Origin of the sequence: Amycolatopsis anabasis (genome assembly GCF_009765355.1) — a bacterium.
In the GTDB taxonomy this organism is placed as follows: domain Bacteria; phylum Actinomycetota; class Actinomycetes; order Mycobacteriales; family Pseudonocardiaceae; genus Amycolatopsis; species Amycolatopsis anabasis.
In genome coordinates this window covers 1-23,145 of record NZ_VTHK01000016.1, presented here as the reverse complement: position 1 = coordinate 23,145, position 23,145 = coordinate 1, and the positions used below count along the sequence as shown (strand labels likewise).

Annotated in this window: 25 protein-coding genes; 10 read left to right on the top strand and 15 right to left on the bottom strand. The window is 70.4% G+C overall.

All coding sequences use genetic code 11. The features are described 5' to 3' along the window. Positions 1–41 precede the first annotated feature (41 nt). The 3 genes from FXO23_RS21535 to FXO23_RS21525 all read right to left on the bottom strand — a co-directional run bounded on the left by FXO23_RS21535 (position 42) and on the right by FXO23_RS21525 (position 2,078). Positions 42–557 carry a hypothetical protein gene (locus FXO23_RS21535; RefSeq protein ID WP_158887187.1) on the bottom strand — a complete coding sequence of 172 codons (516 nt, stop codon included), beginning with the start codon at positions 555–557 and terminating at the stop codon, positions 42–44. A 145-nt stretch (positions 558–702) separates the two neighbouring features. After that, the gene (locus FXO23_RS21530) at positions 703–1,371 is read right to left on the bottom strand and encodes a class I SAM-dependent methyltransferase (RefSeq protein ID WP_158887186.1); all 669 of its coding nucleotides are present in this window, start codon (positions 1,369–1,371) and stop codon (positions 703–705) included. 29 nt (positions 1,372–1,400) lie between these two features. Further along, entirely contained in the window at positions 1,401–2,078 is a 678-nt protein-coding gene (locus tag FXO23_RS21525) for a GntR family transcriptional regulator (protein WP_158887185.1), read from the bottom strand. Positions 2,079–2,223: 145 nt separating this feature from the next. Between FXO23_RS21525 and FXO23_RS21520 the strand changes: the two genes are divergently transcribed. The 3 genes from FXO23_RS21520 to FXO23_RS21510 all read left to right on the top strand — a co-directional run bounded on the left by FXO23_RS21520 (position 2,224) and on the right by FXO23_RS21510 (position 5,016). Then, complete coding sequence (locus FXO23_RS21520) at positions 2,224–3,654, top strand: NCS1 family nucleobase:cation symporter-1 (protein ID WP_158887184.1); 1,431 nt, start codon at positions 2,224–2,226, stop codon at positions 3,652–3,654. A gap of 1 nt (position 3,655) precedes the next feature. Then, positions 3,656–4,375, top strand: coding sequence for an aspartate/glutamate racemase family protein (locus tag FXO23_RS21515; RefSeq protein WP_158887183.1), 720 nt, complete (start codon positions 3,656–3,658; stop codon positions 4,373–4,375). 83 nt (positions 4,376–4,458) lie between these two features. After that, positions 4,459–5,016 (top strand): DUF4383 domain-containing protein, encoded by a 558-nt coding sequence (locus FXO23_RS21510; protein WP_158887182.1) that lies wholly within the window; start codon positions 4,459–4,461, stop codon positions 5,014–5,016. Here FXO23_RS21510 and FXO23_RS21505 read toward each other — a convergent pair. Further along, on the bottom strand, positions 5,013–5,648 hold the full coding sequence (locus FXO23_RS21505; RefSeq protein ID WP_158887181.1) for a dienelactone hydrolase family protein: 636 nt from the start codon (positions 5,646–5,648) through the stop codon (positions 5,013–5,015). The genes FXO23_RS21510 and FXO23_RS21505 overlap by 4 nt on opposite strands. A gap of 106 nt (positions 5,649–5,754) precedes the next feature. Between FXO23_RS21505 and ligD the strand changes: the two genes are divergently transcribed. Beyond that, on the top strand, positions 5,755–7,170 hold the full coding sequence (ligD, locus tag FXO23_RS21500; RefSeq protein WP_158887180.1) for a non-homologous end-joining DNA ligase: 1,416 nt from the start codon (positions 5,755–5,757) through the stop codon (positions 7,168–7,170). A 99-nt stretch (positions 7,171–7,269) separates the two neighbouring features. Here the strand turns inward: ligD and FXO23_RS21495 are convergent, their stop codons facing one another. The 7 genes from FXO23_RS21495 to FXO23_RS21465 all read right to left on the bottom strand — a co-directional run bounded on the left by FXO23_RS21495 (position 7,270) and on the right by FXO23_RS21465 (position 12,340). Then, positions 7,270–7,704, bottom strand: a complete 435-nt coding sequence (locus FXO23_RS21495; RefSeq protein ID WP_158887179.1) for a YciI family protein — start codon at positions 7,702–7,704, stop codon at positions 7,270–7,272. A 116-nt stretch (positions 7,705–7,820) separates the two neighbouring features. Beyond that, a complete protein-coding gene (locus FXO23_RS21490) occupies positions 7,821–9,080 on the bottom strand; it encodes a DUF418 domain-containing protein (protein WP_218952116.1) in 1,260 nt (419 codons plus the stop codon). 225 nt (positions 9,081–9,305) lie between these two features. Continuing rightward, positions 9,306–10,328, bottom strand: coding sequence for an NAD-dependent epimerase/dehydratase family protein (locus FXO23_RS21485; RefSeq protein WP_179956833.1), 1,023 nt, complete (start codon positions 10,326–10,328; stop codon positions 9,306–9,308). Continuing rightward, positions 10,325–10,843: a hypothetical protein gene (locus FXO23_RS21480; protein ID WP_158887178.1), complete on the bottom strand. Its 519-nt coding sequence runs from the start codon at positions 10,841–10,843 to the stop codon at positions 10,325–10,327. The genes FXO23_RS21485 and FXO23_RS21480 overlap by 4 nt, the downstream gene beginning before the upstream one ends. Positions 10,844–10,852: 9 nt before the next feature. Next, positions 10,853–11,518 (bottom strand): phosphoribosyltransferase, encoded by a 666-nt coding sequence (locus tag FXO23_RS21475; RefSeq protein WP_425484888.1) that lies wholly within the window; start codon positions 11,516–11,518, stop codon positions 10,853–10,855. Continuing rightward, positions 11,509–11,694: a hypothetical protein gene (locus FXO23_RS21470; RefSeq protein WP_158887176.1), complete on the bottom strand. Its 186-nt coding sequence runs from the start codon at positions 11,692–11,694 to the stop codon at positions 11,509–11,511. The genes FXO23_RS21475 and FXO23_RS21470 overlap by 10 nt, the downstream gene beginning before the upstream one ends. A 136-nt stretch (positions 11,695–11,830) precedes the next feature. Beyond that, positions 11,831–12,340 (bottom strand): GNAT family N-acetyltransferase, encoded by a 510-nt coding sequence (locus FXO23_RS21465; protein WP_218952120.1) that lies wholly within the window; start codon positions 12,338–12,340, stop codon positions 11,831–11,833. 186 nt (positions 12,341–12,526) lie between these two features. Between FXO23_RS21465 and FXO23_RS21460 the strand changes: the two genes are divergently transcribed. After that, positions 12,527–13,750 carry a PP2C family protein-serine/threonine phosphatase gene (locus FXO23_RS21460; RefSeq protein ID WP_158887174.1) on the top strand — a complete coding sequence of 408 codons (1,224 nt, stop codon included), beginning with the start codon at positions 12,527–12,529 and terminating at the stop codon, positions 13,748–13,750. Positions 13,751–13,827: 77 nt separating this feature from the next. On the opposite strand, the gene FXO23_RS21455 is transcribed toward FXO23_RS21460, so the two are convergent. The 3 genes from FXO23_RS21455 to FXO23_RS21445 are packed head-to-tail and all read right to left on the bottom strand — an operon-like array spanning position 13,828 to position 16,585. Next, positions 13,828–14,718 carry an ABC transporter permease gene (locus tag FXO23_RS21455; RefSeq protein ID WP_158887173.1) on the bottom strand — a complete coding sequence of 297 codons (891 nt, stop codon included), beginning with the start codon at positions 14,716–14,718 and terminating at the stop codon, positions 13,828–13,830. After that, positions 14,705–15,493 carry an ABC transporter ATP-binding protein gene (locus FXO23_RS21450; RefSeq protein WP_158887172.1) on the bottom strand — a complete coding sequence of 263 codons (789 nt, stop codon included), beginning with the start codon at positions 15,491–15,493 and terminating at the stop codon, positions 14,705–14,707. Before FXO23_RS21450 ends, FXO23_RS21455 begins: the two co-directional genes overlap by 14 nt. Before the next feature lie 24 nt (positions 15,494–15,517). After that, the gene (locus FXO23_RS21445; protein WP_246257648.1) at positions 15,518–16,585 is read right to left on the bottom strand and encodes an ABC transporter substrate-binding protein; all 1,068 of its coding nucleotides are present in this window, start codon (positions 16,583–16,585) and stop codon (positions 15,518–15,520) included. A gap of 454 nt (positions 16,586–17,039) precedes the next feature. Between FXO23_RS21445 and FXO23_RS21440 the strand changes: the two genes are divergently transcribed. The 3 genes from FXO23_RS21440 to FXO23_RS21430 all read left to right on the top strand — a co-directional run bounded on the left by FXO23_RS21440 (position 17,040) and on the right by FXO23_RS21430 (position 20,983). Continuing rightward, entirely contained in the window at positions 17,040–18,881 is a 1,842-nt protein-coding gene (locus FXO23_RS21440; protein ID WP_158887171.1) for a hypothetical protein, read from the top strand. A 66-nt stretch (positions 18,882–18,947) separates the two neighbouring features. Then, on the top strand, positions 18,948–20,699 hold the full coding sequence (locus FXO23_RS21435; RefSeq protein ID WP_158887170.1) for a hypothetical protein: 1,752 nt from the start codon (positions 18,948–18,950) through the stop codon (positions 20,697–20,699). 65 nt (positions 20,700–20,764) lie between these two features. Continuing rightward, entirely contained in the window at positions 20,765–20,983 is a 219-nt protein-coding gene (locus tag FXO23_RS21430) for a hypothetical protein (RefSeq protein ID WP_158887169.1), read from the top strand. A 74-nt stretch (positions 20,984–21,057) separates the two neighbouring features. Here the strand turns inward: FXO23_RS21430 and FXO23_RS21425 are convergent, their stop codons facing one another. Then, on the bottom strand, positions 21,058–21,321 hold the full coding sequence (locus FXO23_RS21425; RefSeq protein ID WP_246257644.1) for a hypothetical protein: 264 nt from the start codon (positions 21,319–21,321) through the stop codon (positions 21,058–21,060). 144 nt (positions 21,322–21,465) lie between these two features. Between FXO23_RS21425 and FXO23_RS21420 the strand changes: the two genes are divergently transcribed. Both FXO23_RS21420 and FXO23_RS21415 read left to right on the top strand, forming a co-directional pair. Continuing rightward, the gene (locus FXO23_RS21420; RefSeq protein ID WP_158887168.1) at positions 21,466–22,062 is read left to right on the top strand and encodes a DUF1361 domain-containing protein; all 597 of its coding nucleotides are present in this window, start codon (positions 21,466–21,468) and stop codon (positions 22,060–22,062) included. A gap of 5 nt (positions 22,063–22,067) precedes the next feature. Beyond that, positions 22,068–22,922: a hypothetical protein gene (locus tag FXO23_RS21415; RefSeq protein WP_246257639.1), complete on the top strand. Its 855-nt coding sequence runs from the start codon at positions 22,068–22,070 to the stop codon at positions 22,920–22,922. The last annotated feature ends 223 nt before the right edge of the window (positions 22,923–23,145 follow it).

Genomic DNA, 23,145 nt, shown 5'->3' with positions numbered 1-23,145 from the left:
GGTGCCCGTGTCAACGGGGTGCGAACGATGAACACTTCGCTTCACAGCCCGGCGATGGTCAGCGTGACCACGCCGGACTTGCTGGTGACGCCCTCCGCGGACAGGCAGTCCAAGGTGTTCAACGTGGGCACGGTCTGGACTTCGATCGCGGTCGCGCCTTGGAACGGGCCGTCGACAATGGTGCCGCGCAAGGTCATCACCGCGGTGCCGCCGACATTGCTCACCATCCGGTCGTAGGAGAAGGTGCTGACCTCGCCGGTGTTCCAGCGAATCGTCTTCCGGTTGCTTTCGGCCGACGACGGGGTGAGGCAGGATGCCTCGCCCACGGAGGCGGACTCCGAAATACCGGAAGAAATGTTCCCGCCCGGCAGGCACGGGCCGTAGTGCTGGCTCCGGCTGGTCGCCACTTCCCGGGGCGTGAGCGACAGGCCGGGCTGGAAGGTGGCGGAAAGTGAACCCACGCATTCGACGAGTTCGGGTTCGGCCGCCGCGGTACCGGCGGCCGGGCCGACGAGTACCGCCGAGGCCGCCACCGCGGCGCCCCCGAACAGTCCCATCAGTTTGCGAGTGCGGCGGTTCGATCCGATCGGATACATCGCTTTCGCCTCTCTGCTCCGGGCCTTGGCGTTCGAGATGTTTCCGCTGGAGGTCAAGGTGCGGCAACGAACGGGCGGATCCTCACCCCTTTTTGGAGCAGTGGATTCATTCGTCCGTGGTCGCCACGAAATGCGCCACCGCGCCGGACAGTTCGAATACCTCAAGATCGAGTCCGGCGGCGGTGAACCAGTCGCGCAGTTCGTCGGCGGTGCCGGACGGACCGAAGATCCCCGCCGCCCGCGCGCCGACCAGCCAGGCGTCCGAGCGGAGGCGTTCGGACCGGACCACGCAGTCGCCGATCAGGCGCCCGCCCGGTTTGAGGCAGCGCGCGATCTCCCGCACGGCCGCGGGCGGATCGGGCAGGCAGTGCAACCCGTTGAAGCACACGGCCAGGTCGAACTCGGCGTCCGGGAACGGCAGCCGTTCGATGTCGGCCTCGACGAACTCGACCATGTCCAGCCCGCGTCCGGCGGCCCGGCGGCGGGAGCGGTCGAGCATGGTCACCGAGATGTCCGCGGCGACATACCGCACCCGCTGACCGGACCGCACCCCGCGCAGCGCGATCCCGCCGCCGCACGGGACGTCCAGCACCGCCGCGCCGTCCGGCAGCGCGCCGATCGCGTTGATACTGGCGTAGATCCGCCCGGCGTCGGTGCCGAACAGCGCGCGCCCCACCGTCATGGCGACCCACTCGTGCTCGATCCCGTAGTCGTAGGCAGCGCCGACGATCGCCTCGAAGGTCCGGTTGCTCCACATCGCACGCACATCGGGCATCGGTGCTCTCCTCTCCGGTTCGACCTGGATCATCGCACCGATCCTGCTCCCGGGGCCGGGCCGAAGAGTTGGTCCAGGGTGGCGGCGCGGTTGGTGCGCACGTGTTCCAGGGCGCAGGCCTTGGCGCGTTCGGTGTCGCCGGACGCGATGGCCTCGTACAACCGGCGGTGCTCGGCCAGCAGATCGCCCCAGTGCTCGTTCTGCCGGGTCAGCCAGCGCAACCGGCCCTCGAGCGGTTGCAGCACCGTGGACAGCAGGCCGTTCCCGGCCAGGGCGATGATCTCGTCGTGGAACCGGCTGTTGGCCTCGGTGATCCGGGCGGCCCGGCCGCTCGCGGTGGCCTTCTCCGCCTGGCCGAGCAGCCGTTGCAGGCGGCGCAGCCCGAGCCGGTCGGCGCGCGCGGCGGCCAGGCCGGACGCGAGCACCTCGAGCGCCTCGCGCACGTCGAACAGTTCCTCGACGTCCACTCGGGACAGTTGCCGGACCACCACCCGCCGCGGCGACTGGACGACCAGGAAACCCTCCGCCTCCAGGCTGCGGATGGCCTCGCGCACCGGCACCCGGGAGACGCCCAGATCCTCCGCGAGATCCCGCTCGACCAGGCGATCGCCGGGTCGCAACCGGCCCTCGAGGATCCGGTCGCGCAGTTCGTCGCGCACCCGCTGGCGGACGGCCGCGAGCGGCTGCCGCGGTGCGTCGGTGTCCACTCCGGTCTGCCCCCTGACACAACACCGTAACTCGTCGTTACCGGAGTTTATCGTGGTGAGCCATTGACGCGGGGCGAGTGGTGCGTCACATTTGGGATACCAAAGTTTGGGATACCAAACGCACCCGGTCCCCTCGGGAGGTACCGTGACCGCCCTGCAGCCAGCGCCACCGCGAGTCGGCGCCGAGCCGGATCCCCGCCTCTACAACGAAGATCTCGCCCCCGCCGCGGAACGCAGGTGGAAGGTCTACGACATCTTCGCGCTGTGGATGTCGGACGTGCACAACCTCGGCAACTACACCTTCGCCGCCGGGCTGTTCGTGCTCGGGCTGTCCGCGTGGCAGGTGTTCACCGCGCTGCTGTTCGGTTTCGTGGTCATCTGCGTCGGCATGAACCTGATGGGCCGGATCGGGCAGCGGACCGGCGTCCCGTTCCCGGTGGTCGCCCGGATCAGCTTCGGCACGTTCGGCGCCAACCTGCCCGCGCTGATCCGCGCGGTGATCGCGATCTTCTGGTACGGCATCCAGACCTACCTGGCGTCGGTGGCCATCACCGTGCTCGTGCTCGCCATCGATCCCGGCCTGAAATCGTGGACCGAACACGGTTTTCTCGGCCTGCACGCGCTGGGCTGGATCTGCTTCGTCGCGCTGTGGGCGGTGCAGGCGCTGATCCTGACCCGGGGCATGGAATCGGTGCGGAAGTTCCAGGACTGGTGCGGTCCGGCGATCTGGGTGGTGATGATCGCGCTCGCGGTGTGGATCCTCGCCGCCGCGGACTGGAACATCTCGCTGACCACCAGCCCGAAATCCTTGTCCACCGGTGAACAGTTCCGGCAGTGGTTCGGCGCGGCCGGGCTGATCCTGTCCATCTACGGCACGCTGATGCTCAACTTCTGCGACTTCTCCCGGTTCACCCCGGACCAGAAAACCGTGCGGCGCGGCAACTTCTGGGGCTTGCCGATCAACTCGACCGCGTTCGCGCTGCTGTCGGTGATCATCACCGCGGGCAGCCTGGAGGTGTTCGGCGAGGCGATCACCGATCCGGCGGATCTGCTCGCGCGGGTGGACAACACCGCGGTCCTGGTGATCGGCGCGATCACGTTCGCGGTCGCCACCATGGGCGTGAACATCGTCGCGAACTTCGTCTCGCCGGCCTACGACCTGGCCAACATCTGGCCGAAACGGATCAGTTTCAAGGTCGGCGGGATGATCAGCGCGGTGGCCGCGCTGTGCGTGCTGCCGTGGAAGCTGTACTCCTCGCCCGCGGTGATCAACTACTTCCTCGGCGGCCTCGGCGCCTTCCTCGGGCCGCTGTTCGGGATCATGATCGTGGACTACTACCTGATCCGGAAGGGCCGGATCGACGTGCGCGGCTTGTTCGTCGCGGGCGGGGAATCTCCTTACCACTACTGGAAAGGCGTCAATCCGGTCGCGCTCGGCGTGTTCCTGCCGACGGCCGCGCTGAGCGCGGTGCTCGCGCTGGTGCCGTTCTTCGCCCCGGCCGCGCCGTACTCGTGGTTCGTCGGCACCGCGGCCTCCGGGCTGCTGTACCTGGCGCTGGCCCGGAAAGCGAAGTGACGTGCGGCTGCTGATCACCAACTGCAACACCACCGAGAGCATGACCAAGGAGATCGAGGCCGGGGCGCGCCTGGCGGCGAGCCCCGGCACCGAGATCGTCGCCCGCACCCCGCGCTGGGGCCCGGAATCCGCGGAGGGCTGGCTGGACAGCTTCCTCAGCGCGGCGGCCGTGCTGGACCTGCTGCGCGAACTGACCGAGGCGGGGGAGCGGTTCGACGCGGTCGTCCTCGCCGGGTTCGGCGAACACGGCCGGGAGGGGGCGCGGGAACTGCTCGGGGTCCCGGTCGTGGACATCACCGAGGCCGCCGCGCATCTGGCCTGCCTGCTGGGCCGCCGGTACGCGGTGGTGACCACTTTGGACAGAACCCGCGGGCTCATCGAGGACAGCCTGCACACCGCCGGGGTCGCGGCGAACTGCGTGGCCGTCCTCGGCGCCGGGCTCGGCGTGCTGGAACTCGGCGACGAGGGCCGCACCGCGTCCGCCCTGCTCACCGCGGGTCGCCGGGCCCGGGACCGCGGGGCCGAGGTCCTGGTACTCGGCTGCGCGGGCATGACCGGCCTGGACCGCCGGATCAGCGCGGAACTCGGCGTGCCCGTGGTGGACGGCGTCGCCGCGGCGGTGCGGCTGGCCGAATCGTGCGTGGCGCTGGGCCTGTCCACCAGCCGCGCCGGGTCCTACGCGGCGCCGCTGCCCAAGGAGCGCCGCTGGCGTCCGGTTTGACGGGGTTCACGTCCGGGTACCCGAACGCCATCCTTGCCACGCCCGGCGGTCGGTGCCGGGCGTGTCCGGCAGGAGGAGGCGTCATGGCCCGTTCGACAACGACACGCGTTCGAGTGGCCGGTCTGCAACCGGTCCAGGTACTCGCCGGGCTGGTCGGTCTGGTGTTCCTGGTAGTAGGTGTGATCGGCTTCGTGCGAACCGGATTCGGTGACTTCACCGGGCACAATCATGCTTCACTCTGGATCTTCTCGGTGAACCCGCTGCACAACCTGGTGCACGTGGTGATCGGCCTGCTCGGCCTGCTGATGGCCACCGGTTCCGGCCTGGCCCGGACGTTCGGGTGGATCCTGCTCGTGGCCTACGGTGCGGTGCTCGTGTGGGGCCTGTTCATCGTCGGCGCGTTCGCGACGAATCCGTTCGAGCGGTTCGGCAACCCGCTGAACCTCGGCATCGCGGACAACTGGCTGCACCTCGGCGCGGCCGTGGTGGGTTTGGTGATCGCCGTGCTGCCCGCACGCAAGGTCGTGCTGACGGACGAAGAAAGCACCGCCCCCGCCGCCGCGGAGACCACGACGGAAACGGAAGAGCAGCCGCGGCACGGCGGTGCGCACCGCCGCGTCTGGCAGCGTCGTACTTCCTAACCGGTCCCGAGGTGGGTGCGGAACCACTCGGCGGCCCGGTCGGCCACCTCCTCGAGTGCGCCCGGCTCCTCGAACAGGTGCGTGGCGCCGGGCACGACGTGCAACTCGCGCGGGCCGCCGAGGCGGGTCAGCGCGTCCTGATTCAGTTCGAGCACCTGCGGATCCCGCGCGCCGACCAGCAAGAGAACGGGACTCGAAACCTTTTCCAGTTCCGGCCCGGCGAGGTCGGGTCGCCCGCCGCGGGAAACGACCGCCTGGACGCGCCCCGGCCGGTCCGCGGCGGCCAGGAGCGCGGCGGCGGCCCCGGTGCTGGCGCCGAACAGGCCCAGTGGCAGGGCGCGCGTCTCGTCCCGCTCGGCCAGCGCGTCCATGGCCGCGAGCAGCCGGGTCGCGAGCAGGCGCACGTCGAACCGCAGTCTCGGGTCGCGGTCCTCGCCGGGGCTGAGGAGGTCGAGCAGCAGCGTGCCCAGCCGGTTGTCCTGCAGGGTCCGGGCCACCGCGCGGTTGCGGGGGCTGTGGCGGGAACTGCCGGATCCGTGCGCGAACGCGACGACACCGGTCGCGTCGGCCGGTACCGTCAGCTCACCCTCGATCTGGGTCGTCCCGCCGGGCACGACGATGGGGACGGTCATCGCGGTCTCACCTCCAGGGCTAATCTGGCGCTGCCGTAGGGGAGTACCCGATAGGCCCCGGGGTACTCGAAATGCGTGACTGGTGCGAGGAGGACCGGAGACCGCAGTGCCCGACCTCAGTGAGTATCGCCGCAAAAGAAACCCGCGCCGCACCCCGGAACCCGTCCCCGCCGAGGAGGACCTGCCGCGCGGCGCGGACGACGTTTTCGTGATCCAGGAACACCACGCGAGCCGGTTGCACTGGGACATCCGGTTCGAACGGGAGGGGGTGCTGGTGTCCTGGGCGGTGCCGAAGGGGCTGCCGCCCGAGCCCGGGAAGCCGCGGCTGGCCGTGCACACCGAGGACCACCCGCTCGAATACGCCACGTTCGAAGGCGAAATCCCCGCCGGGGAATACGGCGGCGGCCGGATGACGATCTGGGACCACGGCCGGTACGAGGCGTTGCACTGGAACGACCACAAGGTCGAGGTGATCCTGCACGGGAACCGCGCGCGGGGGCGCTACCTCTTCGTGAACCGGCATTCGCCGGACCGCCGCCGCGACTGGCTGCTGCAGCGCGTGGACCCGCCGGACGACGAACGTGAAGAACTTCCTGCTTTTGTGGCGCCGATGTGTGCGGTCGAGGGCACGCTGCCCAATCTCGACGAGGAACCGGACTGGGCGTACGAGTTCCGCTGGAACGGGATGCGCGCGCAGGTCCGGGTCGAAGGCGGCCGGGTGACCATCCGGAACTCTTCCGGCGAAGACGTCACCGCGAACTTCCCCGAACTCCGCGGCCTCGGCGAACAGCTCGGCGCCACCGAAGCGCTCCTCGACGGCGAACTCGTCGCGTTCGAACAGGGCCGCCCCAGTCCCGAGGCGTTGGCCCGCCGCGCCCGGACTTCCGCCGCGGCGCAAGCGAAACGGCTCGCCACCCGGATCCCGGTCTGGTACCTGGCCTACGATTTGTTGCACCTGGACGGGCACTCCTGCCTGGAGTTGCCGTACCTGCGGCGGCGCGAACTGCTCACCGGACTCGAGTTGCGGGGTGACCGCTGGCGAATTCCCGAGCACTACACGGGAAACGGCGCGGACGTCCTGGAGGCCGGGCTGGCGAACGGGCTGAGGGGAATCGTCGCCAAACGGCGCGACGCGGCGTACCGGCCCGGCCGGCGCGCGAGCGACTGGGTCGAGATCACCGGCGTGCGGGCGCAGGAGGTGGTGATCGGCGGCTGGCGGCCGGGCAGCGGGGGACGGGCCGGTTCGTTCGGCTCGCTGCTGCTCGGTGTCCCCGAGGGCGACGGGTTGCGGTACGTCGGAACCGTGGGCACCGGGTTCACCGAGGAAACGCTGGCCCGGCTGACCCGGATGCTGCACCGGCTGGAACGCAAACGGTCGCCGTTCCACTCCGTACCGGCGGACCGGAGCCGGGACGCCCGCTGGGTGCGTCCCGACCTGGTCGGCGAGGTGGTGTTCAACGGGTGGACCGCCGCCGGTCGCCTCCGCTCCCCGCGCTGGCGCGGCCTCTGCCCCGAACCGTGACCTGGCTCAGGTCCGCACTTTGTCGGCCAAGTGCGCGACCACGGCTACCGCGGTGGCCACTGTGCCGCACTTGGCCGACAAAGTGCGCGATCTCCGGGGTCAGCGGGTTTGGTTCTGGGCGGCGACTTCGGCGCGGAGGCGCTCCTCGGCTTCGAGGGTTTCGGGGGTGGCGACGGCGGCGAAGTCCTCGGTTTCGAACACCTGCCGGATCTCGATCTCGCCCTCGTCACCGTCCGGGTTCGGCACCCGCTTCACCCACTCGATCGCCTCCTCCTTCGACTTCACGTCGATCAGCCAGTAGCCCGCGACGAGTTCCTTCGCCTCGGTGAACGGACCGTCCACGACCACCGGCTTCCCGCTGGAGAACTTCACCCGCGCGCCCTTCGACGACGGGTGCAGGCCGTCGCCCGCCAGCAGCACACCGGCCTTGACCAGTTCCTCGTTGTACTTGCCCATCTCGGTGAGCAACCGCTCACTCGGCAGGTAACCGGCCTCGGACTTCGGGTCGGACTTCACCAGGAGCATGAATCGCATGATCGGGTTCCTTCCTGCCTCCGGGTTCGCGGATCGAATCCGGCTTCTGCTCAACGCGTCGAACGGGCACCGGGCAGATCGACAGAAAGTTCCAAGATTTTTTCGCGAGCCGTTGATCAGCGGTTTTGCCGGTAAGTCAGGTGGCGCAGGGCGACTTCGGCGGGGCCTCGCCACCCCTTGCGCTCCAGCGCGTACGCCCCGCACACGGTGACCAGCCAAACCCCGATGGCGAACAGCGCCATGGTCGCGCTGGTCAGCTGCGCCCCGAGGCCGAGGCCCCAGGCGGCGAGCACGGGCGCGAAGATCAGCGAATGGGTGAGGTAGCAGGAGAGTGAGCGTTTACCCACCGCCGCCACCGCGAGCACCGCGTGCCCGTGCCGCGGCCGCTGGGCGAGGCGGTGGGCGACGAGGCCGAAGACGGCCACGTAACCGAGCCCGGCGGCGATCCCCGTCCCGTTCTGGAGCAGGCCGAAGACGCCGTCTTCGGAAACCGCGGCGGGCGGCACGTCCAGGACGCCCACCTGCGCGAGGGCGGCGGGGAGCCCGCCCAGCCAGCCGATGGTGAGGCCGACGGCGGCCGTCCACCGCAGCAGCCGCAGGTGCTGGTGCGGCTCTTCGAGGATCCGCCGCCGCGCCGCCCAGAAACCGAGCAGGATCACCGCGTGCGCGGTGAACGACAGCAGCGCCCCGCCGAGCGTGACGAACGACCAGGTGCCCAGCCGGGTGGCGGCCGCGGCGAGCAGATCCGGTTCCCCGGCCGCGTAGCGCACGGTGGTCGGCTCGGCGGCGGGAGTGCCCAGCCGCCCGAGATCGCCACCGAGCAGCGCGCCGATCGCCGGCGCCGTGGTCACCACGATCAACGCCACCGCGACTCCGCTCCACACCAGCAGGGTCCGGTTGGCGCGGCGGAGGAACAGCCAGCCCAGCACGAGCCCGGCGAGCCCGTAGGAACCGATGATGTCCCCGGCCATCAGCAACGCCGCGTGGACGAACCCGAACACGATGAGCCACAGGCTGCGCCGGCGCAGCAGCCCGGCCGCCGCCCGTTCGGACGTACCGGCGGCGGTCTGGCGCAGGAAGAGCTGCATCATGCCGTAGCCGAACAGGAACGCGAACAGCGGATAGACCCGCAGATCCAGCATGGTGATCACGAGGAACTGCACGATCCGGTCGACCATCGACCCTTCGATCGGGTGCCAGCCCGAAGGACCGTAGTCCGCCGCCCACAGGAAGAAGGCGGTGTTGGACATGACGATCAGCAGCAGCATGCCCCCGCGCGCGAGATCGGGGGCCAAGGCTCGTTCGCGGGGCGAGACGGAACCGCGTGCGGCCGCGGGTCTGTGCCCGAGGGTGGGGGAATTCGATCTGGATCCCATACTTCGACGCTAGAAACGCGAGCCGCGCCCGCGCATCGGTCAGCGGAATACCGAACCGCGACAGAAGGCGGGGATGGTTGCCGGAGAAATAGCCGGAAGTGTTGATGTGCAACAACTTCGGTTTGGGATCGACCGTTTCGGTGAATCACTCTCCGGCGCAGAGTACGCCACGAACGTGGTACTGCGCCAGTCCCATTCCCGTGGTAAAGAAAACGCGGTTCGGGTTCACCCCGCGGGAGCGAGCGGGGCCGTCGGCAGCCCGGCGCGTTCGCGCAATCCGGTGAGGAACTCCGCAACGGCTTCGGTCGCGGTGTGCGCCGGTTGCCAGCCGAGTTCGGTCCTCGCCCGCGTGGTGTCCATCAGCGGCAGCCGCAGCACGGCGTCGAGCAGGCCGGGGGAGGCGGGCACCACGTGCGCGTGCCAGGCGGCCGAAAGCGCCTTCCGCACCGGCCACGCCGGTACCCGGACGGTCCGCGCCTCGAGCAATTCGGCGAGGGTGTGCGCGTCGATGACCGGATCGGCCGCCACGTTGAACGCACCGCGCACCGGATTCCGCGCGGCCAGGCGGAACGCCGCGCCCACGTCCCGGGAGTGCACGGCCTGCACGCGCAGCCCGGGCAGATCCGGCACCACCGGGATGAACGACCGGCGCACCAGCGCGGTCGGCAGCAGCGGCCCGGCGAACAGGCGCCGCTGCTGCGACGCCGACTCGCGTTTGAAGACGAACGCGGGACGGAGCCGGACCACCCGGACCTCCGGATGAGCGAGTTCGAAGCCGTCCAGATAGCGTTCCAGGTAGGGCTTTTCCACGGTGTAGGCGGCGGTGGGCCAGCCGTGCGTCGGCCAGTCCTCCCCGACGGCCGAGTCCTTCGGCCCCGGCGAGTACGCGCCGACCGAAGACGAATGCACCGCCGCGGGCACCCCGCACCGCGCGACCGCTTCGTACAGCCGGATGCTGCCGACCACGTTGGTCCGCCAGGTGACAGCCGGATCGCGGGTGGGCTGGAACATCCAAGCCAGGTGGATCACGACGTCCGCGCCGGTCAGCAGGGCGTCCAGCGCTCCCTCCGGGATTTCGGCGAGGTCCGCGCTCGCGTACCGCAGCTTGAGCCGGCTGCACTCCGCCGCCCGGCGGGCGATGCCGAGCACCGAATCCACGCCGGAATCGTCGGCCAGCGCGTCCACCACGCTGGTGCCGAGATTCCCGGTGGCACCGGTGACGACCACCCGGATCCCTTTTCCGCTCATGTCTTCGTCCCCGATTCCAGGAAGGCCAGGGTCGCGCGCAGGCGGAGGTCCTCCAACTCGTCCGCCTGCCGATCGGCCCGGGCGATCAGTTCCGTCACGCGGGCGCGGTCGAGCCGATCGGCGACGACCACGTCCGCGTTCTCGATCAGGTTCCGCAGCGTCCGCCAGCCCAGCGCCTTGCCTTCCACGCCGAGGCGCAGGGCTTCGAGTTCGAGCAGCCGGCTCAGCGGCGAGCGTTGGAACAGCCGCCGGTTCGGTTTGAGCCGCGCGATCTTCTCCAACCACCAGGCGCCGATCACCTTGTACCGCCGGGCATCGACCTCCAGTGCGGCCATGATCTCCAGCAGCGCACGGCGATCTTCGGCGATCTCGTCCGCGATCCGGTTCAGGGTGGCGCCGTCCGCGCCGCGTTCCGCACCGGCGAGGCGGTTGGCCAGTTCGGAACCGGCGACCGCGCCCGCGAGGTGGTCGTTCAGGTAGACGCCGAGCAACTGCTTGTGGTCGTTCGAAGTCATGGATCTCCGTCAGCTGTTTCGATCAGCCGCCAGCAGCGCGACGACCTCGTCGTCCGGGGTCTGGCGGAAGTTCCGGTACCACTGGCCGACCGCGCGGAACCGGTCCGGCTGCGCGGCGCACACCACTTCGTCGGCCTCTTCGCGCAGTTTCCGCACCGCGCTCGGGGCGCCGACCGGGGCGGCGAACAGCGCCCGCCGCGGCTGCCGTTCGCGCACCGCGCGCAACGCGGCCGTCGCGGTGACGCCGGTGGCCAGCCCGTCGTCCACCACGATCACGTCCCGGCCGTGCAGTTCCTCCGGCTCCCGGCCGTGCTGGTAGGCGGCGACCCGCCGCCGGGCTTCGGCTCGTTCGCGTTCGCAGGCCGGCGTCAGCTCGGCCCGGCTCAGATCGAGGGCGTACAGCGCGTTCTCGTCGTAGATCGGCGGCCCGTGCGCGGTGACCGCGCCGATGCCCAGTTCCGGGCGGCCGGGCGCGCCGATCTTCCGGGCCACGACGACGTCGAGCCCGGCGTCGAGTTCGCCGGCGACCACCGCGGCGACCGGTACGCCGCCCCGCGCGATGCCCAGGACGACCGGCTCGTGCCAGTCGCGGTCCCTGAGCAGCGCGGCCAGCGCCTGCCCGCCCGCGCGGCGGTCGGCGTAGGCGCGGTGCGTGGTCGCCGGTTTCACCGGGATACGGTTTCGATGTCGTACTGACGGCCCTGGCAGCGGGTGCACACGAGCACGTTCCCCATCGGCCGGCCGTGCTGGCCGATGACTTCGGCGACGTGCACCGTGCGGTAGCCGCAGCGTTCGCAGGGCACCGGGGGTGCGACGGTGTCGGGCGGGATTTCGAGATGCGGGACGGTCATGGCACTGGTTCCTTCCTCGGTCGGTCGACGAGGCTGGTATCCAGGGTGCCCGCGCTGTGACGTGGCAAACATCCGCCCGCGAAGTGGCACGCGGCCGCTCCCGGCGACCGGGTTCGTCCTCTGTGGACGGAACGCCTCAGGTCGCGAGGTCTTCGGCGAGCAGGTCCATGAGCAGGCCGTCGTGCCAGCCGCGGCCGTCGGCGTCCCGTTCATACCGGCGCATCAGGCCGACCGGGCGGAAGCCGACCGACTCGTAGCACCGGATGGCCGCGTGGTTGTCGGCGGCCGGGTCGATCACCAGGCGGTGGTGCCCGCGCTCGTGCACCAGGTACCGGGCCATCGTCCGCACCGCGTCCCGGCCGATGCCGCGCCCGTGGACGGCGGGGTCGAGGAAGATGTCCACCGACGCGTGGCGGTACATCGGGTCCTCCGCCTCGCCGTACTGGACCATCCCGCGCACCTCGCCGTCGACCAGAACCGCGAAACACACAGTGGACGGATCGTCGAAGGGCCACTCCGGCGAGGCGTCCACCGCGCCCCAGCGCAGTCCGACCTCGGGGGTCCGGAGAATCCGCCGGAGATCCGGCACGTGTTCGGCGATGACCGGGACCAGCACGACGGCGGTCCCGTGCAGTTCGACGTTCAGGGCGGTACCTCGTTCTGCCCGGCGGGGTTGGAGTCAGTCGAGGATACCCAGCCACCTGCGGGACGCATCCCGAATTCCCTTGCCAATCCACAGTGGACGCCCTGGGCGTGTATAACGACCTATACGGCGCGGCCCTGTTGTCGAGCGACCGCGGCGCGGCGGGTCCGGCCCGCTAGTGTTTCCCCTATGACCACAGCGGCCGGTGCGCCCTTCGATCCCGAAGAACGGTTGCGGCGCGTCGCCGCGATCACCGACACCGGGCTCGCCCACCTGGACGTCCGGGAGCTGCTGTCGGAGCTGCTCGATCGGATCCAGGAACTGCTGGCCGTCGACGAGGCCACCGTTCTGCTGCTCGACAACGCCTCCCAGATGCTGGTCGCCACCGCGACCAAGGGGCTGGAGGACGAGATCCGGCAGGGGGTGCGGGTCCCCGTCGGCCGGGGTTTCGCGGGGCGGGTCGCCGCGGAGAAGCGGCCGATCATCCTGGATCGGGTCGACCGCACCACGGTGTTCAACTCCCTGCTGTGGGAACACGGCCTGCGCACGCTGCTCGGCGTTCCGCTGCTGGTCGGCGGGACGGTCATCGGGGTCCTGCACGTCGGGGCGCTCGAACCGCGCCGGTTCACCGAGGAGGAGGTCAAGCTGCTCCAGCTGGCCGGCGACCGGGTCGCGCTGGCCGCGCAGGCCAGCCTCGCCCACGCCGACCGGGTGGCCGCGCGGACGCTGCAGCGCAGCTTGCTGCCCGCACGCCTGCCCGAGGTGCCGGGCCTGGAGTTCGACGCGCGGTACGTGCCTGGTGAGGAAGGCAGCGTCGCCGGGGACTGGTACGACGTGTTCACCCTGCCGTCGGGGCGGGTGGGCGTGGTGATCGGGGACGTGGTCGGGCACGGGTTCCCCGCCGCCGTGGTGATGGGGCGGCTGCGCAGCGCGCTGCGGGCGTACGCGTTGGAGAGCGACGATCCGGCGAAGGTGCTCGGCAAACTGGACCGCAAGGTGCGGCACTTCGAGCACGAGATGATGGCGACCGTGCTCTACGGCGTGCTGGAGCCGTCGCTGGACCGGTTGCACGTGTCCTCGGCCGGGCACCTCGCGCCGGTGGTGTGCGCGCCCGGGCGGCCCGCGGGATTCGCCGAGATGCCCATCGACGCCCCGGTCGGGGTGCGGGCGAAGCGGCGGCGCCGATCGACCGCCCTGGAACTCGCGGAGGGCACCGTGGTCTGCCTCTACACCGATGGCCTGGTGGAACGCCGGACCGCGCCGCTGGACACCGGGCTCGCCAGGCTCTGCGATGTGGCGGCCGCCGACACCCCGAACGTGGTGTGCTCCACGCTGATGACCGCGCTGATCGGGCACGAGTCCCCGGAAGACGACGTCGCCCTCCTCGTCCTGCGCCGCGTCCCGATCGAGTAACCGATTGTCATGAGGGGACCCCTCCTGACAAATTTTGTCCGGAGGGGTCCCCTCATGAAAGCGCGGCTCGGCGGGGATCAGGCGAAGGAACCGGTGAGGCCGCGGGCACGCAGGACCGAACGTTCGAGGGGGCGGAACACCGCGAGGTCGATGCCCACCCCGACGAGCAGGATCAGCAGGATCGCGGCGAGCACGATGGGCATGTCGTTGAACGCCTGGCCCTGGTTGAGATAGGCGCCCAGCCCCATGCCGAGCTGCGGCGACAGCGCGATCAGCTCGGCGGCCATCAGCGACCGCCAGGAGAACGCCCACCCCTGCTTGAGCCCAGCCAGGTAACCGGGCAGGGCGGCGGGCAGCAGGATGTGCCGCGCCGCGGCGAGGCGGCTCGCGCCCATCGCCTGCCCGACCCGCGGCAGGATCGGCGGGATCTGGTCGATCCCGCCGACCAGCCCGTTGGCGATCGACGGCACCGAACCGAGCAGCACCACGAAGTAGATCGCCGCGTCGTTGATGCCGAACCACAGGATCGCCGCGGGCACCCAGGCCACCGAGGGCAGGCTCTGCAACCCGGTGAGCAGCGGGCCGATCGCCGCCCGCACCACCCGCACCTTGGCCACCACCAGGCCGAGCGGAGTGCCGAGCACCACCCCGGCGAGGAAGCCGAGCACCGCGCGGTGCACCGAGGTCCACACGATGTGCACCACCTCGCCGCTGTTGGCCTTGGCCCAGAACTCGTTCCACACCGCGAGCGGCGCGGGCAGCTGGTACTCCGGCCACAGCGCCGCCGCCCACAGCGCCTGCCACACCACGATCCCGAGCACCAGCGCGCCCAGCGGCGGCAGCGCCACCCGCAGCGCGCGCTGCCACGGGCGGGGACCGGTCACGACCGGCGGGGTGTCCAGCGCGTCGAGCCCGGCTTCGACCGCGGCGAGATCGGGCTCGGAAACCGTGTGCTCAGACCGCGGCATGGGTGCTGATCACCTCCCGCAGCCGCGCGGTGATCTCCTCGGTCAGCTCCGGACCGTCCGCGCCCGCGGTCGGCCATTCGCGGACGACCCGGCCGGGCCGGGAGGACAGCAGCACCACGCGCCCGCCGAGCCGGACCGCCTCGCGCACGTCGTGCGTCACGAACAGCACCGCGGTCCCGGTGCCGCGGTGGATGCGCCGCAACTCGCCCTGCAGGACGTCCCGGGTGATCGCGTCCAGCGCGGCGAACGGTTCGTCCATCAACAGCAGCGCGGGCTCGTCACCGCCGCCGACCCGGTGCGTCGCGGCCAGCGCGCGGGCCAGCGCGACCCGTTGCCGCATCCCGCCGGACAGCTCGTGCGGCCGCTTGGCGCCGAGCCCGCCCAGCCGCACCAGCTCGAGCAGCTCGGCCGCCTTGTGCTTGCGCTCCGACCGGCCGAACCCGGCCAGCCGCAACGGAAGTTCGACGTTGCGCGTCGCGTTGAGCCACGGCATGAGCGCGGCGTCCTGGAACATCACCGCGGGCCGGGAGGTGTGCAACGCGATCGTGCCCGCGGTCGGCCGGTCGAGCCCGGCGACCAGATTGAGCAGGGTGCTCTTGCCGCATCCGGAAGCGCCGAGCAGGCACACGAATTCCCCGGGCCGCACCACGAGATCCACCTCCGCCAGGGCGGTCACCGCCTGCGCCCCGCGGCCGAAGACCTTGCGGACTCCGGTCAGCCGCACGGCGGCGTCGGTCGAACTCGTCCGGGCGGGCTGGTCGAGCGTCACACTCATCCTGTTCGCCTTCCTCGGCAGTGGCTATTTCGCGTCGAGACCGGCGGCGTCGAGCGCCGGCTTGCCGCTCGCGGTCAGCAGTTCGTTGATGAGCCGGAAGTCCGCGAACCCCTTGAGCTCCGCCGCGGTCTTGACCACGCCCGCGGTCACCGAGTCCTTCGCCAGTTGCGGAAAGGCGGCGGCGTCGGGGTCCGGGGTGAGTTCGATGCCGCCGAACGCGCGGTCCAGCACCGGCTGGCTGAGCGCCTTCCCGGCCAGTTCCTTGAGGGCGGCGTTGACGACCGTCTTCGCCTCGGCCTGGTTGGCCGCGGCCCAGTCGATCGCCGCCAGCTCACCCTTGAGCAGCGCGCGCACGGTCTGCGGGTGCTGCTGGAGGAACTCGCTCCGCACGATGACGACCGTGGTCGGGAAGCGACCGCCCGGCCACAACGACTTCTCGTCCAGCAGCACGCTCGCCCCGGCATCCTGGACGAGCCGGGACGACCACGGCTCGGGCAGCCAGCCGCCCTGGACCTCGCCCTTCTGGAAGGCGTCGAAGGACTTGGCGTTCTCCATGGCCGAGACGGTCACCTGGCCGGTGAGTCCCTTCTCGGACAACCACTTCTTGAGCGCCACGTCCTGGGTGTTGCCCAGCTGCGGGGTGGCGATCGTCTTGCCCTTGAGCTGTTCCGGGCTGGTGATGTCCGGTTTCACCACCAGTTGCGCGCCGCCGGATACGGCCCCGGCCACCAGCTGGATCGTGCCTTCGGACTTGGTGAACGCGTTGATCGCCGGGCCGGAGCCGATGAACGCCACGTCGAGGGATTTGCCCAGCAGCGCGTTGACCTCGTCCGGGCCCGCGTTGAAGGTCTGCGTGGTGAGCTTCGTCGAGCCCAGCTCGTTCGCGAAGAATCCCTTGCGCGCGCCGAGCAGCGCCGGGGCGTGCGTGACGTTCGGGAAGAAGCCGACCCGGACTTCGGCCGCGGCGCCCTGATCCCGCGCCGCGGCCGCCGGGCCCGGCTCGTTCGCGCGTGAGCAACCGGCGAGGGCGGCAACCAGAGCTAAGGCGACCGAAGTCGTGGCCAGGAGTCGGAACCTGCCTGATCTGTTCACGGGAACTTCGCCTTTCCAGCGTCAGCGTGTTTTGGCTCGGCGGAGCATCGCATTTATTTTCACGGTGTTCCAATATCATCCGGTTCGTGAGAACACTCGCTGGACGACTTGACACTTTTGCTTTTGTTGGCTAGCGAGTCCGGTTCGGACATTCAAGATCGTCACGTCCGGTGGGTAATTGTCGAGGTCTCACACGATCGTGTGGGTCCCATTCTTTGACACCTGTTTGACATGCCATGACACATCCCGAGAGCATTCTGCGCGTAGTGATCAAAGGCCGCGCCGACCGCGCGGCCTTGATCGGAAGTGTTGGTAGCCGGTGGATCCAATCAGAACTTTCCCCCCGCTTTTTTTCGGGCTGAAATAAATTCTGCCCTGGAAGCGGGCGGGGGAGAGCCGTGCCTCATCCGGGGTGCGGATTCATTCAGCGGTTGTTACCTGAACCGGAGTACGAATGATATCGATATCGCCCACGTGGCGAAAAGTGTTGACCGGCTTCGCGGCGACAGTGCTCGCCGTGGGGGCCGTGACCTATACCGGATCCGGCGCCAGCGCGTACGCCGACGTCCAGGTCTTCACCGACTCGAAGACCGCGGCCGACGGCAAGCAGTACTGGGTGCAGAACCACCTGGTGGGCAAGCAGGCGGCTGCTGCTCGTGCCGACGCGGGTGACGGCAAGCGCAAGAAGTGGCTGCTGGTGTGGGCCGGTGACGAGAACATCGCCGACACCCTGGTCAAGGACATCAAGAACCTGCCGGGCACGATCGGCGGTGGGCTGAACAAGGTGCGCAACGCCCTGCCGGGGCCGGACTTCCTCGCGGTCGTCGACGCGACCGAGGGATCGTCCACCTACGGCAAGGTGGTCAACACCGCCACCGTCGGTCCGCTGGTGGAGAACGAGCCGCACCACATGCAGTACGTGTGGCACAAGGGCGACACGATCTACGCCGGGGCGCTGTTCGCGGCGGCGACGTACGCCTTCGACGTCTCCGCCCTGCCGGAGCTGAAGCTCAAGGGCGTCAGCCTCCCCACGCAGACGCTCGGCGGCTCGGTGCCGGACGCCTACTGGGTGCTCAAGGACGGCACCGCCTATGGCACGTACATGGGCGGTCCGGTGGTGCCCGGGCCTTACCGCTACGACAACGGTCAGGTCGCGGTGGGCAACGGCTTCGCCGGCAGCCCGGGATCGGTGATCCGGTTCGACCAGAACGGAAAGGCGCTCTCGCAGACCTCCGCGGCGACGCCGCAGGGCGACAACGAGAAGCTGTGTGCCAACCTGCCGCGGATCGGGCAGCCGACCTGCGCCAACCCGCACGGGATCCAGGCCCGCGAGGACCTGAACACCCTGGTCACCAGCGACTACGCCGAGCCGAGGAACATCATCCTCGACCCGGTGAAGCAGCCTTCGCCGTACCTGCGCCGGCCGACCGTCCGCACCTGGGACATCTCCGACCGCAACGCGCCCAAGCTCAAGTCGGTGTCGTACCTGCCGAATGGGCCGCGTGGCGACGACTACGACCCGTTGTACGCGGAAAGCCGCGCGGTCATGGAGACCACGGTGACCAACCTGCCCGGTCACAAGGGCGCCTTCGCCCAGACCATGCAGGGTGGCGCGGTGTTCTACACACCGGACATCACCGCCAAGGAACCGCACTGGTACGAGGTGTTCGACGACGGCGCCGCCAACAAGGCGATCTACCCGAACAACGACAGCGTCGGGGCGAGCTCCAACGGCGGCTGGATCCAGACGAGCCCGGACGACAAGTACCTGTACCGGGCGATCGTCGGCCGGCAGAAGGGCACCCTCGGCCCGGACGACCCGGGCACCGTGGGCGGTGTGTATGTGCTCGACATCCAGAAACTGGTGGCCGCGGGCACGAACTTCAAGGGAAGGATCGATTCGAAGCAGAAGGCCGAACAGGGAGGCGGGGACGATCTGCCGCACGTCGTGGGCGCGGCGCCGATCAACCCCGGTGTCCCGGGCGCCGGACCGCACTGGGGCGCCTACGACAACTTCGTGCTCGGCCCGGACGGGTTCTACACCGAGACGCAGAGCCCGACCCGGCTCGCGGTGTCGAACTACTTCGTCGCCCGATCCGGACTCGATGGGGACCACAAGGTCAACATCCTGTCGCTGGGCAAGGACGGGAAGGTCGCGGTGGACCAGAACTTCCGCGACGAGTTCACCCATCAGGTCGGGCTCAACTTCAACCGGAAGTCCTGGCCCCACGGGGACTTCGGGAACGCCAAACCGCACTCCGAACTGTTCGTGGTCGCGGACGCGGACGTGAAGTAGTCCCGTGAAGTTCCGCGGGTGCCCGGGCGACCGGGCACCCGCTCCCCAACTTTCCTGGAAGGTTCCATGGACCACGGCACGCATGTCAGCTCGGGGTCGGCCGGGGTCGATCTGGCCGCCCTGCTCATCCGGCTCGTCCTGCTGCTCGGCACCGCCTTCGTCGCGGGCACGGGACTGCTGCGCCCGTTCGTCACCGAGGTGCCGCGCGGATCGCGGCTGCTGATCGGCGCGGTGAGCGCGCTGTCCGCCGCGCTCGCGGTGGTGTCGATCTTCGTGCTGGAGGTCAACGTCGTGGGCGCCGTGCTGCACGCGGTGCTCACCCTGGCGGTGCCGGTCCTGCTGGGCCGCGCTTCGATCGTGCGCTGGCCCGCGCTCGCCCTGGTGCTGCTGGTGGTCATCGAGACCTCGCTCGGCCGGTCCGGGGTCGAATTCGCGGTGGACACGGTGTACGTCGCGGGCGCGGTGGTGTGGTTCGGGATCGCGGTGCTGTCGTTCGGCGCGCGCTGGACCGAGGCGTCGCACCGGCTGCGCGCGCTCGCCTGGGCGCTCGGTGTGCTGCTGGCGCTCGCCGGTCTGCTCGAGCTCGGCCTGTCCGGGGTGGCCTTCGACCGGCGGTTGTACGAGACCGCGTTCGGCTGGGCCCTGCTCGCGACCGTGCTGCTGCCGATCGCGGTGACCGTGGTCGCCGCGCTGACCGCGCGCCGGTCCCGGGCCGAACTCGCCTACCGCTACGGCGTCGCCGGGGTGGCCGTCGGATTCCTCGCGTGGAGCGCGCTGGTGGCCATTCCGCGCCCGCCGGAACTGCCGATCCCCGGCGTCCCGCTGCTGGCCGACGCGGCGATCGCCGGACACGAGTTCCCGGTCCTGGTCAGCCCGCAGCGGCCGGGCCGCAACCTGGTGCACTTCCCGGCTGGTGCGGGAGAAGGGCTTACCGTCGGGGTCGAGGGCGGCCTGTTCGCCCCGGCCATCGCGCGACCCGGCGCGCAGGGCTCCTGGGCGGAGGTGGACCTTCCCCCGGGACGCAGCGATCTGCTGATCGACCGCGGCGGCGCGCGGACCTCGGTCGAGGTCGACGCGGGGGAGGAGGCCGCGGGTCCGGTCACGGCCGCGGGGGCGGACGGGCCGGAATGCGCCTCGGCCGCGCTCGGCGGGCTGATCGCCGGGCGCAAGGATCCGCTGGCGGCCTGCCCGGCCGACGCGCTGGCGGACGAGGACGCCGACGCCCTGCGCAAACTCGTCGGATTCCTCGGTGGCCGCGGGGTCCGCACGATCGTCCTCGCCGAGGACCCGTCCCCGCGCGGAACCGCGGCGGCGGCGGTGGTCCGCGCGGCCGCCGCGCAGCGGGGGATCGGGATCGGCGACGGACCGGATTCCGCGCTCGTCGCGGTCACCGGCTGGGCCGACGGCTACACGGCCATGGCCCGCGCGGCGGAGGCCCAGCGCGAGGCGCCCGCCTACCCGTACGGCCTCTACCTGGCGCCCTGGCTGCTGAACGGCCCGATCGTCAACGCCGTGACCAGTTCGTCCCTGCCGTTGCGGTTCCACCCGCGGGAACAACTCGCGGTGAGTTACACGGTCGCCGCCGCGAACGCGTTCGGCGGCGAGAGCCCCAGCGTCGGCGGCTTCCGGAGCTGGCTCGGCGCCCAGGCGAAGTCGGTGAGCGGCGAGGTGCAGATCTACGCGTCGGCTCAGGTGAACGCCATGCCGATGAACCCGCGCGAACCGCACGCGCCGGGCATGCCGATGATCGGCGACGGCGCCGGGCAGTGGATTCCGAACGGCACCGTGGTGCCGGTGAGCCTTCCGCTCGAACAATGAAACAGAATTCCGCTCGTCCGGTCGAGTGGAAAACTTGAAAACGTAGAAGGAGACAGGAGAAAAGGGTGAAGAGAACTGCTTCGCGAATTCTTGTGACGGCCGCCGCGTCGGCCGCGGTGCTCGGCCTCGCCGGTGGGGTGGCCGCGGCGGATCCGGTCGCTTCCGACGCCCCGATCTGGGTCGTCCCGGGCCTGGATCTGGGGTCGTTGCTCGGTGCGACGGTGAGCCTGCCGACCACCGCGCTGGCCCCGGTCCACGGGTTGCTCACCACGCTCGCGGGCTGAGCGCGCTCCCGGACGAAGCTGCTCCCGTGCCGTCCGGTCGGCACGGGAGCAGCTGCGGTTTTCGGTGATATATCTCAGAAACTGGGGAGGAGCTTGCCCGGCGCGGCGTTGATCGACCGGATCAGCCCCAGCACCGGAATGCCCAGCGGGGCGAACGTGTACACGTCGTTGAGCCGGCTCGTGTCCGGCTCGTCGACGATCACCACGTCGTTCGGCTCGGCTCCCGCGGCGAGCGCGGGCGAGGCCGCGCCGACCAGTGCCAGACCGGCCAGCGTGGTCGCCGCGATTCCGCGGACCAGGGTTTTCTTCATACGCTTCCCGCCTTTCTGGTCAGACATATTCTGAACCATGCGGAAGAATGCCAGAAATGCCCGCGAAAATCGCCTGCTTCCATATTCTGGGAGATCGTCGAACTCAATCGGGCGCCGGGTGTTCCGCGATTATCGCCGGGCTCGGTACCACCTCCGGGTAATCTGGCTGGCATGGACCTGCTGCTGGGCAACGTGCCGTGGATGGCGTGGAACCTGGTGCTGGCCTTGGTGCCCGCCGCGCTGTCCGTTCCGCTGTTCGTCCTCGGCCGCCGTCCGACCCCGTTCTGGTGGCTGGGCCTGGTGACGTTCGTGGCGTTCCTGCCGAACGCGCCCTATGTGCTGAGCGACGTCATCCACTTCATCGACCAGGTGCGCCGCACGCACGACAACCTGCTGGTGGCCTTCGGGCTCATCCCGCAGTACCTGCTGTTCTTCCTGACCGGATTCGGCTGCTACGCCCTGTCCATCATCCGGCTGCAGCGGTGGCTGCGGGCGCGCGGCTGGTCGTGGACCCGCCTGCTCGCGGTGGAGGTGGTCCTGCACGCGCTGTGCGCGGTCGGGATCTTCCTCGGCCGGGTGTTCCGCTTCAACAGCTGGGACCTGATCACCACGCCCGGCGCGATCGCCGACGTGGTGCGGATTCCGCAGCCCACCAGCGTGCTGCTGCTGGTCCTGACGTTCCTCGTGCTGGCCGGGGGCACCGGCGTGCTGCACCTGGTCACCCGATCCCCGCTGGGGCGCGCGGTGCAGCGGAGTATGTTTGGCTGAGCGCGATGAACTTCGATTCGGTGGCCGACGAGGCCTACGCGGTGACGCGGGACGCCTTCGTCTCGGTGCGGGACACGCTCGCGAACGAAGCGCGGGCCAAGGGTGACCGGGCGCTGGCCGACCGGATCCGGAAACTGCGCAAGCCGACACTCGCCGCGTGGCTGGTGAACCAGGTGGCGCGCGAGCATCCGGGCGAGGTCGACCGGCTCGTGTCGCTGGGGGCGGAACTGCGTGCGGCGCACCAGGACCTCGCCGGGGACAAGATCCGTGCGCTGTCGAAGCAGCGGAACGAACTGATCCAGGGCCTGCGCGAGCGCGCGTGGTCGATCGCCCGCAAGGCCGGGCAGGGCGTCGGCGAGGCGATCGCCCGCCAGCTCGACGACACGTTCGAGGCCGCGGTCGCCGACGAGGAGGCGGCGGCCCAGGTGCGGGCGGGCCGGTTGAGTTCGGCGCTGCAGCCCCGGGTCTCCGATCAATGGCTCACCGCGGCGCTCGCCGCGACTCCCCGGCGCAAGGAACCCGCGGCGAAATCCCGCCCGCGCCTTTCGGTCGTGCCGCCGCTCGAGGAGCCGGAACGCGACGACCGCGAACACCGGGCCGCGCTGAAGAAGGCCCGTGCGAAGGCCGCCGACACGGCGAAGGCCCGCGGCGACGCCCTGCGCGCACTCGAACAGGCCGAACAGCGGGCGGAGGAAGCCGCGTCCGCGGTCGCCGACCTGCGGGAACGGCTGGACGAGGCGATCGCCGCCGAACGGCGGGCCCGCAAGGACGTGACCGCCGCCCGGAAAACCCGCGACGCCGCCGACCGGGCCGCCACCACCGCCGAACGCGAACTCGCCAACCTGGAAGCCGACCGGTAACAACCCCGCACCCCGCCGCCAGCGCACGCGCCCCCAATGCGGCGTTCGCAACCTTCAACGCCCCGAAAGCCACATTGGGCCTTTCTCGGTAGGGCTTGTCCAGGGGCGCTCGGAGTGCTCGATGCGGCGTGGGGAACCTCGCCTTCCCGTGCGCGCCGAAGGGGCGCATTTGACCCCCGCCGACTCCCGGAACGGGGGACCCGCTGGCGCGAGTCCCCCGTTC

Excerpts from the sequence above, each read along its gene's own strand:
- FXO23_RS21535 (WP_158887187.1), bottom strand. The coding sequence starts at position 557 with ATGGGACTGTTCGGGGGCGCCGCGGTGGCGGCCTCGGCGGTACTCGTC.
- FXO23_RS21530 (WP_158887186.1), bottom strand. The coding sequence starts at position 1,371 with ATGCCCGATGTGCGTGCGATGTGGAGCAACCGGACCTTCGAGGCGATC.
- FXO23_RS21510 (WP_158887182.1), top strand. The coding sequence starts at position 4,459 with ATGGCCCGTTCGACAACGACACGCGTTCGAGTGGCCGGTCTGCAACCG.
- FXO23_RS21505 (WP_158887181.1), bottom strand. The coding sequence starts at position 5,648 with ATGACCGTCCCCATCGTCGTGCCCGGCGGGACGACCCAGATCGAGGGT.
- FXO23_RS21495 (WP_158887179.1), bottom strand. The coding sequence starts at position 7,704 with ATGCGATTCATGCTCCTGGTGAAGTCCGACCCGAAGTCCGAGGCCGGT.
- FXO23_RS21490 (WP_218952116.1), bottom strand. The coding sequence starts at position 9,080 with ATGGGATCCAGATCGAATTCCCCCACCCTCGGGCACAGACCCGCGGCC.
- FXO23_RS21485 (WP_179956833.1), bottom strand. The coding sequence starts at position 10,328 with ATGAGCGGAAAAGGGATCCGGGTGGTCGTCACCGGTGCCACCGGGAAT.
- FXO23_RS21480 (WP_158887178.1), bottom strand. The coding sequence starts at position 10,843 with ATGACTTCGAACGACCACAAGCAGTTGCTCGGCGTCTACCTGAACGAC.
- FXO23_RS21470 (WP_158887176.1), bottom strand. The coding sequence starts at position 11,694 with ATGACCGTCCCGCATCTCGAAATCCCGCCCGACACCGTCGCACCCCCG.
- FXO23_RS21460 (WP_158887174.1), top strand. The coding sequence starts at position 12,527 with ATGACCACAGCGGCCGGTGCGCCCTTCGATCCCGAAGAACGGTTGCGG.
- FXO23_RS21455 (WP_158887173.1), bottom strand. The coding sequence starts at position 14,718 with ATGCCGCGGTCTGAGCACACGGTTTCCGAGCCCGATCTCGCCGCGGTC.
- FXO23_RS21450 (WP_158887172.1), bottom strand. The coding sequence starts at position 15,493 with ATGAGTGTGACGCTCGACCAGCCCGCCCGGACGAGTTCGACCGACGCC.
- FXO23_RS21440 (WP_158887171.1), top strand. The coding sequence starts at position 17,040 with ATGATATCGATATCGCCCACGTGGCGAAAAGTGTTGACCGGCTTCGCG.
- FXO23_RS21435 (WP_158887170.1), top strand. The coding sequence starts at position 18,948 with ATGGACCACGGCACGCATGTCAGCTCGGGGTCGGCCGGGGTCGATCTG.
- FXO23_RS21425 (WP_246257644.1), bottom strand. The coding sequence starts at position 21,321 with ATGTCTGACCAGAAAGGCGGGAAGCGTATGAAGAAAACCCTGGTCCGC.
- FXO23_RS21420 (WP_158887168.1), top strand. The coding sequence starts at position 21,466 with ATGGACCTGCTGCTGGGCAACGTGCCGTGGATGGCGTGGAACCTGGTG.
- FXO23_RS21415 (WP_246257639.1), top strand. The coding sequence starts at position 22,068 with ATGAACTTCGATTCGGTGGCCGACGAGGCCTACGCGGTGACGCGGGAC.